12 protein-coding genes are annotated in these 12,144 nt (G+C 43.2%); all 12 read right to left on the bottom strand.

The features are described 5' to 3' along the window. Positions 1-72: 72 nt before the first annotated feature. Positions 73-1,362, bottom strand: coding sequence for a SpoIVB peptidase (gene spoIVB / locus H513_RS0112630; protein ID WP_026801082.1), 1,290 nt, complete (start codon positions 1,360-1,362; stop codon positions 73-75). A gap of 172 nt (positions 1,363-1,534) precedes the next feature. Continuing rightward, positions 1,535-3,268, bottom strand: a complete 1,734-nt coding sequence (gene recN, locus H513_RS0112625) for a DNA repair protein RecN (RefSeq protein WP_026801081.1) — start codon at positions 3,266-3,268, stop codon at positions 1,535-1,537. A gap of 24 nt (positions 3,269-3,292) precedes the next feature. Beyond that, complete coding sequence (gene ahrC / locus H513_RS0112620) at positions 3,293-3,742, bottom strand: transcriptional regulator AhrC/ArgR (RefSeq protein ID WP_026801080.1); 450 nt, start codon at positions 3,740-3,742, stop codon at positions 3,293-3,295. Positions 3,743-3,822: 80 nt separating this feature from the next. Continuing rightward, positions 3,823-4,632, bottom strand: a complete 810-nt coding sequence (locus tag H513_RS0112615) for a TlyA family RNA methyltransferase (RefSeq protein WP_026801079.1) — start codon at positions 4,630-4,632, stop codon at positions 3,823-3,825. 4 nt (positions 4,633-4,636) lie between these two features. Beyond that, the gene (dxs, locus tag H513_RS0112610) at positions 4,637-6,529 is read right to left on the bottom strand and encodes a 1-deoxy-D-xylulose-5-phosphate synthase (protein ID WP_026801078.1); all 1,893 of its coding nucleotides are present in this window, start codon (positions 6,527-6,529) and stop codon (positions 4,637-4,639) included. Positions 6,530-6,544: 15 nt separating this feature from the next. Next, positions 6,545-7,144 (bottom strand): hypothetical protein, encoded by a 600-nt coding sequence (locus H513_RS0112605; protein ID WP_026801077.1) that lies wholly within the window; start codon positions 7,142-7,144, stop codon positions 6,545-6,547. A gap of 717 nt (positions 7,145-7,861) precedes the next feature. After that, on the bottom strand, positions 7,862-8,743 hold the full coding sequence (locus tag H513_RS0112600) for a polyprenyl synthetase family protein (protein ID WP_026801076.1): 882 nt from the start codon (positions 8,741-8,743) through the stop codon (positions 7,862-7,864). Beyond that, positions 8,744-8,983 carry an exodeoxyribonuclease VII small subunit gene (locus H513_RS0112595; protein ID WP_026801075.1) on the bottom strand — a complete coding sequence of 80 codons (240 nt, stop codon included), beginning with the start codon at positions 8,981-8,983 and terminating at the stop codon, positions 8,744-8,746. Then, a complete protein-coding gene (gene xseA / locus H513_RS0112590; protein ID WP_026801074.1) occupies positions 8,976-10,328 on the bottom strand; it encodes an exodeoxyribonuclease VII large subunit in 1,353 nt (450 codons plus the stop codon). Before xseA ends, H513_RS0112595 begins: the two co-directional genes overlap by 8 nt. After that, a complete protein-coding gene (folD, locus tag H513_RS0112585) occupies positions 10,328-11,203 on the bottom strand; it encodes a bifunctional methylenetetrahydrofolate dehydrogenase/methenyltetrahydrofolate cyclohydrolase FolD (protein WP_026801073.1) in 876 nt (291 codons plus the stop codon). Before folD ends, xseA begins: the two co-directional genes overlap by 1 nt. A 15-nt stretch (positions 11,204-11,218) precedes the next feature. Next, positions 11,219-11,614 (bottom strand): transcription antitermination factor NusB, encoded by a 396-nt coding sequence (nusB, locus tag H513_RS0112580; RefSeq protein ID WP_026801072.1) that lies wholly within the window; start codon positions 11,612-11,614, stop codon positions 11,219-11,221. A 123-nt stretch (positions 11,615-11,737) separates the two neighbouring features. Beyond that, positions 11,738-12,136, bottom strand: coding sequence for an Asp23/Gls24 family envelope stress response protein (locus H513_RS0112575; protein ID WP_026801071.1), 399 nt, complete (start codon positions 12,134-12,136; stop codon positions 11,738-11,740). Positions 12,137-12,144: the final 8 nt, after the last annotated feature.

Below are 12,144 nucleotides of genomic sequence, written 5' to 3'. Positions count from 1 at the left end.
TTTATTATAACATATTGTTTTTTTATAAGAAGATGCAAAAAATAAAGACAGGAAGGTACTTATCCTGTCTTTTTAACTCGCCTTTTCTTGTTCTTCTTCATAAATATTTATGCCTGCTTCATGCAACATCCATTCAATGTGAACGCCGTACCCAGACGTAGGGTCATTCACAAACACATGCGTCACCGCGCCAACTACTTTATCATCTTGGATAATTGGACTTCCACTCATTCCTTGGACGATGCCTCCAGTAATCTTTAACAAGTCAGGATCAGTGACTTTCACAATCATCCCTTTAGTTGCTGGGTATTTCTGAGGAACCGTGCTAACAATTTCAACATCGAATTCTCGAACTTGCTCACCTTCTACAACAGTTAGAATTTTGGCTGGCCCTTCTTTCACTTGGTGGGACAATGCAATTGGCATAGGGTTATCCATAATCCCATTTTTCACTTGCTTGTCTAGCTTGCCAAAGATTCCAAATGGACTGTTACGTGTAATGTTCCCAATCTGTGATTGATCTGCAGAGAACTTGGCTCGCTTCTCCCCAGGTACACCATTGCTTCCTTTTTCAATTTCAGTAACATTAGAACGTACAATCGTGCCTTCATGAATCTCAATTGGCTTTTTCGTGTCCATATCGGAAATTACATGCCCTAATGCTCCATACTTCTTCGAGTCTGGGTGGTAAAAGGTCATCGTGCCGATTCCTGCAGCAGAATCACGAATATACAATCCTAAACGATATTTATTGTCTTGATCGTCATAATAAGGAGTAAGCATCGTTTCAAATGTTTCTTTCTCACGTTTGATTGTAAGCTTTAATTTCTCATCATTCTTTCCTGCTTCTTCAACAAATGGTGCTACTTCACTCATTTGTTTAATGTCTTTACCGTTAATCTTGAGCAGAATGTCTCCTACTTGGACATTCGCTTCTTCTCCAGGGGAGACTTTTCCATCTGGTGTGTCCACTAAATGGTGACCTACAACGAGGACGCCAAGCGTATGAAGCTTCACACCAATGGATTGACCACCAGGAATGACTTTAAAATCCTTAAGCACATTTACATCAACTTTTTTAATCGGCAGCCCTGCTAGTTCATATACAAATTCAGATTCTCCTGAATGTTTTCCGATTAGCGCATTTGCTTCCTGCTCAATCACAGAGTCCCCTGCTTTTACTTTTGGAACTGAAGACCCAATCGTTTGCAGTGCGGTAGGTTCATTCTCGAATACCGTCAACTCATTCGGAATAGACAAATACGTTTGGACAGGTTTGGAGAACGGTATACAAAGAACAGCAACAAGGAGTATAACACCCAATATCTTTCTACAACATTCAATTGGATTCAAACAGTTCACTCTCCTCGTTTCAAACCCATACCTATATTTTTTTGTCTGTACCTTTAATGTGACCTTTACTGTGCGGTTTTAAACTACAGGAACATCAGAAAAACTAGGTAACACTTCCTTAAACCGTTCCGTATGTAGGGAGTGAAATAGAAATAAATTAAACTGCCCATAAATGGGCAGTTTAAGCATGAACTTGTTTAAATTTTTCAGCAAGATTAAGTAATTCTTTAGCGTGCTCTTTCGTTGTTTCCGTTAACTCTGCGCCTGTAATCATACGGGAGAGTTCTTCAATCTTGTGCTCCATGGACAATTCTTCCACACTTGTAGATGTCCGGTCGTTCTCCACATGCTTTTGGATATAAAGATGAGTATCTGCCATTGCAGCCACTTGGGGGAGGTGTGAAATACAGAGCACCTGAGACCCAGAAGATATACCGTAAATCTTCTCGGCAATAGACTGGGCTACTCGTCCACTAACGCCAGTGTCCACCTCATCGAAAATGACACTCGTTACGCCTTGGTGCTGGGAGAAGATTCGTTTTAAAGCGAGCATGATACGAGACAGCTCACCGCCACTTGCTACTTTATGAATTTCCTTCAACGGCTCACCAGGATTTGTAGTAATAAGAAACTTCACATGGTCCATTCCATTTCGGGATAGCTTAACCCGCTTCCCTTCTATCTCAGGATCTGTTTCAGTCCCTTCCACAGTCTCGAAATCAACCCCGAATGCCGCTTTCTCAAGATATAAGTCCTTCAGTTCATTGTGTATGGAAGATGATAACTGATCAGCCGCCTTTACACGTAGGTCGTGCAAATGTTTCGCTTCAAGCGCAACATCCTCAGCTTTCTCTTTAATCTCTTCTTCCAACTTCACAATGTGAGAATCTCGATTCTTAATTTGGTCAATTTCTTCTTCAATCTTGGACGCGTATTCTAGAATGTCATTTACAGACTGTCCGTACTTCTTTCTTAAACGGTTAATTTCGTTTAAGCGCGCTTCAATACTGTCCAATTCATTGGCGTCAAATTCAAGTGAATCAAGCTGATGCCTTAACGAATAGGCGAGTTCTTCAACTAAATAATAGTGATTGGAGAGCTCTTCTGTCTTCTTAGCAATTTCTTCATCGAAATTCTGCGCGCCCTCAAGTGAAGAAAGCGAATGAGATAGCCAATCAAGTGCCTTTTGATCCCCGTAGAGCGCGTGATAAGCATCATTCAGACCGGAGTATATCTTCTCGTAATTCACAAGTCGATTGCGATCCTCAGTGAGAACCTCATCCTCATTCGGCTGTAAGTTGGCTTCTTCTAACTCACGATATTGGAACTCCAGAAGGTCAAGTCGTTGAGCCATCTCCTGTTCATTCTCGCTGAGTTCACGGTGTCGTTTCTTTAATGCATCGAACTGCTTGTACAGCACCGTATAGTCCGACTTCACTTCTTCTATCTTGACCTGGTCATACAAATCAAGTAATTCGATGTGACGGTCTACATCCATCAATGATTGCGTTTCATGCTGAGTATGTATATCAATTAATGTCTTACCAAATTCTTTTAAGATTGCAAGCGTGACTAGCTTTCCGTTTACACGACAGATGCTCTTTCCATTTGCGCTGATTGTTCGATTTAGCACAATCATCCCATCATCATCGACTTCAACTCCGAAAGCTTCTGCTTTCTCATAGACAGAATGCTTAGGATGGTCAATATAGAACAATCCTTCAATTTCCGCCTTCTTCGTCCCATAGCGCACGAACTCAGCTGAACCTCGACCACCTGTTAGCAGTTGTATGGCGTCAATAATAATGGATTTACCAGCACCTGTTTCGCCCGTTAGAACGGTTAATCCTTCACGAAACTGCACGGTTACTTCCTCAATAATGGCAAAATCTTTAATAGAAAGTTCAGCTAACACGAGATAGCACCTCTTCTTTGAAATTTACAGCATGTCGAGTAAACGGTCACGGATCTGTGATGCTTCTGCCTCCGTACGACAAATGATTAAACACGTATCATCCCCGCAAATCGTCCCGAGGATCTCTTCCCAATCCAAATTATCTATGAGTACACCAATGGCGTTCCCATTACCTGGCAACGTTTTGAGTACAATAAAGTGGCTGGCCACATCAATGCGTAGGAATGCATCAATCATTAACCGTTTTAACTTCTCCAACGGATTAAATCGCTGGTCCGCTGGCAAGCTGTATTTGTAGCGACCATCAAGCATTGGCACTTTGACAAGATGAAGCTCCTTTATATCTCTTGAGACCGTTGCTTGTGTCACGTTGTATCCAAGACCACGCAATCGGTCGACTAAGTCATCTTGTGTTTCAATATCGTTCTCTGCGATTAATTCGCGAATTTTAATATGACGTTGACCTTTATTCATGTATCTCCCTCACTTCATGCCTACTTAAACATCCATTTAAAAAGGGACCACCTTTGTAGTCCCATTCTAACATACTTTATTTAATGGGTTTGATGAGCTTCAGAAACAACTTCATCCACATCAATCGTCGGTTGGATTACACCATTCCCATCCTTCCATTTCAAATGAGCCAGGAACTCGATGTTGCCATCTCCGCCTGTAATAGGAGAGAAGGTCAGGCCTTCGACAGAGTATCCAGTTTGACTCGCAAAATCGAGCATATCTCGGACAACTTGACGGTGGACCTTTGCATCGCGAATAATCCCTTTCTTCCCAACTTGTTCTCTCCCCGCTTCAAATTGCGGCTTAATCAGTGCGACGACATCGCTATCTTCTTGCAGCAGCGTCTTTAGCACGGGAAGAATGAGTTTTAGAGAGATAAACGAGACGTCAATGGAAGACACATTTGGTTTTCCTCGCGTTAAATCATCCGGAGTCACATACCTGAAATTCGTACGTTCCATCACTTCTACTCGTTCATCGTTACGTAATTTCCACGCTAATTGATTGTACCCAACATCAATGGCATAGCTCATTTCTGCACCGTTCTGAAGGGCACAGTCTGTAAACCCACCAGTAGAAGACCCGACATCTATGAGCGTCTTGCCCTCTAACTTAAGATCGAAATGTTTTAACGCCTTCTCAAGCTTAAGCCCACCTCGACTCACATAAGGAATAGCTTTTCCTTTTACTGTAAGTGGGATTGTATCGTCTACTTTAACACCTGGCTTATCCATTCGAGTTGATTCTGAATAGACAAGACCAGCCATTATGTTTCGTTTTGCTTTCTCGCGAGTCTCAGAGAGCCCTCGATTCACGAGCAGTGTATCTAATCGTACTTTATTCGCCATCTTCTCAAGCCCTTTGTTGTTGTTCTGGTAACAGTTCTTCTAATTTATCTGCGATGTTTTCTTTCGTCAGGCCAACTTCTTCATATAATTGTCCCACACTGCCGTGCTCGATGTAACGGTCCGGAATCCCAATACGTTGTACAATTTGGTTATAATACTGATGATCTTGAGCGAATTCAAGAACAGCACTACCGAACCCACCTTGAAGGACGGCTTCTTCCACTGTTAGAAGTGGCATTGATTGAGCCATCAAATCATGAAGCATAGCTTCATCCATCGGCTTAATATAGCGAGCATTAATGACTTGTACAGAAATCCCTTTTTTCTCAAGCATGTTACTCGCTTCTAACGCCATAGAAATGGTAGTACCAAATGTAAGAATGGCAGCATCAGTACCTGATTTCAGTACTTCCCATGAACCAATCGGAATCTCTTGAAGCTCTTCATCCATATGAACGCCCAGTCCATTTCCCCGAGGGTACCTAACGGCAACAGGACCATCATCATATTCAAGCGCTGTATGAACCATATGCTGACCCTCATTCTCATCTTTAGGCATCATAATGGTCATGTTTGGCAAATGTCTCATAAAGGCAATATCGAAGACGCCTTGGTGGGTCTCCCCATCTGCCCCAACCAAACCAGCCCGGTCAATGCCGAAGGTGACATTCAAATTCTGGCGACAAACGTCGTGAACAAGTTGGTCATAAGCGCGTTGAAGGAATGTAGAATAAATCGCTAGAAACGGCTTCATTCCTTGTGTTGCCATACCTGCAGCAAGTGTTGTCGCATGCTGCTCAGCAATTCCAACATCAAACAAGCGGTCTGGGAACTCTTCTCCAAACTTCTCAAGCTTCGAACCTAGAATCATTGCTGGCGTTATAGCAGCAATGCGGTTATCTTCACGCGCTTTCTTTTGTAGCGTCTCGCTAACCACTTCACTCCATGCCGGTGGAGCATTGGTTGGTTTAATCTTTTCACCGGATTCGATCTTATAAGGACCTACTCCATGCCATTTGTCCTTCTGGTCAGACTCTGCAGGGTGGTAGCCTTTCCCTTTCTTCGTCACAACGTGAACAATGACAGGACCTTCTGTTTTCTTCGCATACTGGATTGTCTCAGACAAGTCGTTGAAATCATGACCATCTACAGGACCGTAGTACGTGAAACCGAGCTCTTCAAAGAACATCCCTGGAACCATAAAGTACTTCATGCTATCTTTAATGCGCTCTGCAGCCGTAGCAAGTCTACCCCCAACTGCCGGAATCCGCTTCAGAAGAATTTCCATTTCATCTTTCACCCAATGATACTTGCGCGCACTTCTCATACGTCCAAGCATATTGTGAAGCGCTCCAACGTTTGAGGCGATAGACATTTCATTGTCATTAAGAATGACCGTCATGTTCTTCTTCTCATGGCCAATATGGTTTAACGCTTCTAACGCCATACCACCTGTTAAAGCTCCGTCACCAATAACCGGAACAACTGAATAATCCGCTCCTTGCATGTCCCGAGCAAGGACCATCCCCATTGCAGCCGATAAGGAAGTTGAGCTATGGCCTGTTTCCCAGACATCATGCTCGCTTTCATTACGTTTTGGGAATCCGCATAAGCCCTTGTACTGGCGTAACGTACTAAATTGGTCAGCTCGTCCAGTTAATATCTTATGAATATAGGATTGGTGACCCACATCCCACACAAATTTATCTGTTGGACTGTCAAATATCTTATGTAGAGCTAGCGTTAACTCTACAACACCCAGATTAGCGCCTAAGTGCCCTCCTGTTACAGATAACTCTTCAATTAAGAAGTTTCGAATGGAGGTAGCTAAGTTTTCTAGTTCTTCTGTTGATAAGTCCTTCAAAAAAGAAGGGTCTTTAATTGTAGTAAGATCCATTTGGATCACTCACCTTCATCGGGAATTTCTCGAAGATTTCTTCTCTTGAGGTAATAGTTTTATATTCAGCTTATTCTCTATAAGCGCAACGGCTCTTCCAACTATGAAGATAATCTTCGTGGATGAATGAATGGCAACGAATTTTCCTAACGCTTTTCCACCTACCGTTACAGCAGCAACGATACTTGTAAAGATTACGCTAATAACGATTTGTGTGGTTGATCCTTCAGGTGCTCCCATTTTGAGCGTTATTGAAATCACAACGATTGTTGTCCCCGTACCACTTACTATACCCGCTATGTCTCCAATTACATCATTACAGAAACTCGCGAACTTGTCTGCATTTCGCACAATACGAATAGCCTCTTTGGAACCGTTTACTTTTTCCGCTGCCATAGCATGGAACGGGGTTTCATCTGCGGCAGTTGCTGCTATCCCTAGCATATCAAAGAAGATCCCTATAAATACAATCGTAAACACAATCAATATGCCGATTAGATAATAGACATCTCCTAATAAATATGAAGAAATGACTGAAAAAATAGCCGCTAGCACAAAAGTGATAACGGCAATCCCAAGACTAAATTTTAATGAATTTTGTAGTTGTTGTTTCATGACTAAACCTCATCTATTTATGTCTATAATTGAGTTAGCTTCACTTATTATGTAAGACAGGATGGTCAATCAACAGGTAAAAACTGCGGCTTAGGTCCAGTAGGTTTTCCCAGTTGGGTACCGTGTGTTGCCACATCGGCGGTTCCCCTTTAAACCCAACTTAGTCCGTCACCGGTAACTAGACTGGATTACCACTTAGTCCACACTATAATCCCTGTTGATTGTCCAACGAACAGTCTAGGAGTTTTCCTCGGCAGCCTTTGGCCGTTCCCTAGCCTCTTTTGCAGCGCTGATTTCATATGGCGTTGGAGAGCCAACGCTAGTGGCCATCAAGCGTTGACTCTAGATGCCATAATCCCCTCAGAGCCACTCAAGGCAGGCTACGCTACGGATCGTTATTCCCATCGAAAACGATCACGTAGGTTCATACCCCATTTCATAGGTCATGCGTGATAGCAATCCCTACAAGAATGGGCCTCCGCGGAAGCAGGGTCAACGCCCACATGCCTTTGTGGATCGCCCTGCAACCTTAACTCCCAGCATCGACCCAAGGCTGGGCGCCCCAAGCCGACACAAGGAACTTCATCGATGTGCCCTATGGCGGATTTTTAGGCCCGCCTTCAGAAACGGAGGGCCGACTAGAATACTGCACCATCCTGCTTTATACAAATAATATAACATATTTCATTGAATGACTCAATCAGCTTTGCTCATCAATTATGCAGTTCGATCATTAATGTAATCGACAAAATCTTCGAGCAACGTACTTTCGACGCCAGCTTCAACTAATGCATCCTTAGCTTTTCGAGCATAAATTTCTTTTTGCTCCTTAGCTCCCTCTAGACCTAGCAATTGTGGATAGGTGCTCTTGTCATTTCCGACATCGCTACCAATTGGCTTTCCTAGCTCATCTGCATTTCCTACAACATCAAGAATGTCATCTTGAACTTGGAATAATAGACCTAGAGCTTTCGCATAACGTTCAATGGCCTCTCGTTGCTCCACGTTCGCACCACCTAAATAAGCACCTGCAAGTACTGAAAACCGGAGTAGTTCTCCTGTTTTCAGACGGTGGATGTTCTCTAATTCCTCTAAGGTTAGCTCTTCCCCTTCGGCTTCCATATCTAACATCTGTCCAGCTACCATTCCCTCAGCGCCACTCGCTTGAGCCATCTCTTTAAGAATAAATCCTTTCTCTCCATCCGTTAATGAAGACTGAGAGATGAGATGAAAGGCAGTTGTCAATAATCCATCTCCAGCTAGGATTGCTGTAGCTTCATCAAACTGCTTGTGATTGGTTGGTTGACCACGACGGACATCATCGTCATCCATAGCCGGTAAATCATCATGCACAAGGGAATAAGTATGAATCATCTCAACTGCACTTGCAACAGGCATCACACGTTCAGGTGTGCCTCCAAATGCGTCGTTAGCAGCTAACATTAGCATAGGACGAATGCGTTTTCCGCCAGCTTTAATGGAATAGAGCATGGATTCCTTCAGGCGATCTGGGATTGCTCGCTTTCTGATGGAAGCTTCCAATTCACTATTTAGTTGTACGACATGATTCTGAATAAACGTTGCGAGCGTTTCTTTCACTTACTCTTCCTCCTGAACGGTAAACGGTTCAAATTCACCCTGTTCATTCATGATTTGTTCCATTTGTTTCTCAACACGAGTTAGTTTGTCATTACACACTTTCGAAAGTTTCATACCTTCTTGGTAGTAGGTGATTGCTTTCTCTAAAGGAACATCGCCTTCTTCAAGTTTCCCAACGAGTTCCTCTAATTGCTTCATCGCCTCTTCAAAGCTCAATTCCTGTTGCGCTTGTTCACTCATTGTAATCCTCCTCAGCTATACCCCTTACTTCTGCGTCTAAAACTCCATCTTTCAAACGAACTTGGACAGAATCACCCGGTTGTACATCTTGAACCGTCTTTACGACACTCCCATCACTTGTGAATGGAATAGCGTAGCCTCGTTGCATAATCTCTAGGGGGTTTAATAAGTTAAGTTTATTCAACAACTGACCGAACGCTTGCTGTTGAGAGCCCAATTCTTGCTTCATTGCTCGCTGGTTCCTTGTGGTAAGCTGCTGAACATTCACCTTTGAAAGCTCGATTTGTCTTTCTGGGTGTTGTTGGGACAGTCGTTGAATAAGATTCCCAACCTTTTCTTGTTTCCGCTCTAGTGACATATTAACGTTACGTTGCAAGTGCTCCATTAAACGGTCCAAGTCCTGCTCTTTCTGCTGCATAAGCTTCGCAGGGTAACGAAACGCATAAGAACGCTGCATCGCTTGAAGTCTTTGTCGTGACTGATTGATTTCAGTATGGACGACTCTGTGAAGGTATCGTTTTAACGATTGGACATGTTGCTGCACTTCTTCTCGAGAAGGGACAGCCATCTCTGCAGCACCTGTTGGGGTTGGAGCGCGTAAATCAGCAACAAAGTCTGAGATCGTATAGTCTGTCTCGTGTCCAACAGCAGAAATGATTGGTACTTCGGAGTTTGCAATTGAGCGAGCTACCGATTCCTCGTTAAAGGCCCATAATTCTTCAATGGACCCACCACCTCGCCCTGTAATAATCACATCAATCCCATCAAGCTCGTTGGCGTGTTGAATTGCCTTTACTACACTAGGTGCCGCATGTGGCCCCTGCACAGATACTGGCAATACAGAAAGCTTTACAAGCGGGTACCGACGCTTGATTGTAGTAATAATGTCACGAATCGCAGCTCCAGTCGGTGATGTAATAATCGCAATATGGTTTGGATACTTTGGAATGGGCTTCTTGCGCGCTTCTTCAAACAACCCTTCACCTGAAAGTTTCTTCTTTAATTCTTCATAAGCCAAATATAGCGCTCCAACACCATCTGGTTCCATTTGACGTATGTAAAGTTGATATTGACCTACAGGCTCATATACACTGATTTCACCCTTAACAAGCACATTCATTCCGTTTTCTGGTGTGAATTTAAGGTGTTTATTGTTTCCGCTAAACATAACGGCGGAAACACGTGAAGTTTGATCTTTCAACGTTAAATACATATGCCCACGACTATGCTGCTTGAAATTTGAAATTTCTGCTCTTAGCCAAACCTCGCGTAAATGCTGGTCTGTCTCAAATTTCCGCTTAATATATTTAGTTAATGCGGTAACCGTTAAGTAGCGGTCTTTCACTAAGAGGGGCTCCCTTGAGTCGTAGCATGATGAATTTGTTTAGCAGCTTGAATCGTGTTCTGTAAGAGCATTGTAATGGTCATTGGACCAACTCCGCGCGGGACTGGAGTAATGTAGGAGGCCTTTTCTTTCGCTGATTCGAAATCAACGTCTCCCGTTAACGTTCCATCTTCAATCCGGTTCACGCCGACATCAATAACAACCGCCCCATCTTTGATCTGGTCTCCGTGTACGAAGCCAGGCTTCCCTACAGCTACAATGAGGATGTCAGCCTCTTGAATGTACTTATCCATATTCTCAGTGCGAGAGTGACAATAGGTAACGGTCGCATGCTCATTTAATAGAAGTTGTCCAACCGGTTTACCAACAATGCGACTTCTACCCACTACAACCGCATGTTTGCCACGAATTGAGATGCCTTTCTCATGGAACATCGTCATAATCCCGAGTGGTGTGCATGGAAGGAAGGTTTCTTTACCAGCCATCATTCTCCCTATACTAATGGGATGAAATCCATCAACATCTTTCTCCGGGGAAATGGCTTCAATGATGACATCTTCATTAATGTGGTCAGGGAGGGGTAACTGAACTAGAATTCCATGAATATCGGTATCTTGATTCAGCCGATCCACAACATCAAGGAGTTCAGCTTGAGTTGTTTCTTCCGAAAGCTCAATTAGCTCTGCGTCCATGCCGATGTTCGCAGACGCCTTTTTCTTCCCTTTCACATAAGACTGAGATGCGGGATCGTTTCCAAGGATTACTACAGCTAATTTTGGATGGATTTGTTGACTATGTAGCTCGGCAACTTCGTCTTTCAACCGTGCACGAATGCTCTCAGCTAACTCTTTTCCATAAATAATTTCTGCTGCCATGAGAACTACCTCCTCTTATTGTTCGTAAGAATCGAGCACTTTCTTTAGAACACCATTGATGAATCGGCCCGATTGATCATCACCAAATACTTTGGCTAATTCAATTGCTTCGTTCAACGCAACTTTGTTCGGTACGTCCTCAACGTATCCCATTTCGAATGTAGCCATACGGAGTAGCGTTTTCTCAACGGATGCTACACGTTTAATTGTCCACTTCTCTAAATGTTGCTGAATCTGTTCGTCGATTGATTCTTTATGCTCCGTCACACCGAACACAATCGTTTCTAGGAATTTGTCTGTCATAATTCCCTCTTCTAGCACGTTCGCGATTGATTCACGTGGAGGTATATCATTTATATCCATTTGGAATAAGGCTTGGAATGCTTTTTCTCTTGCTGTACGACGTTTCATATATCGTTCTCCTTTTACGTAATATCCGTATGAATCATAACATGTTCTACGTATAAAAGCCATTTCGTCCTGTATTTCACACGTAAAAGAGACCATAAAGGGAACCCCTTATGGTCTCAGCTGTTACACTTCTTCTTGGTTCAATTCTTCTTTTGTTTCCATTTGTACACCGACAATATGGACGTTTATTTCCTTAATGTCAAGCGCGGTCATGTTCAATAATCCTTGACGAACGTTGTCTTGGATCTTCTGTGCGGTCTTCGGAATCGAAATTCCAAAATCCATGACGACGTAGATGTCGACGATGATGCCTTCGTCCGTCAAATCTACGCGAACGCCTTTCCCATGGTTCTTCTTACCGAGTCGCTCTACTACATCAGTAGCAAAGTTCCCTCTCATCGAAGCTACACCAGCTACTTCGGTCGCGGCAATCCCGGCAATGACTTCAATGACTTCAGGTGCAATTTCTACGTTTCCTAAAGTAGAATCATCACTGACTTTTAAAAGGTGGTTATCGCTCAAACTGGTCA

The organism is Pontibacillus halophilus JSM 076056 = DSM 19796 (genome assembly GCF_000425205.1).
Classification (GTDB): Bacteria; Bacillota; Bacilli; order Bacillales; family BH030062; genus Pontibacillus_A; species Pontibacillus_A halophilus.
Note: the sequence above shows the minus strand (reverse complement) of the source record. Positions and strands in the feature narration are given on the sequence as shown.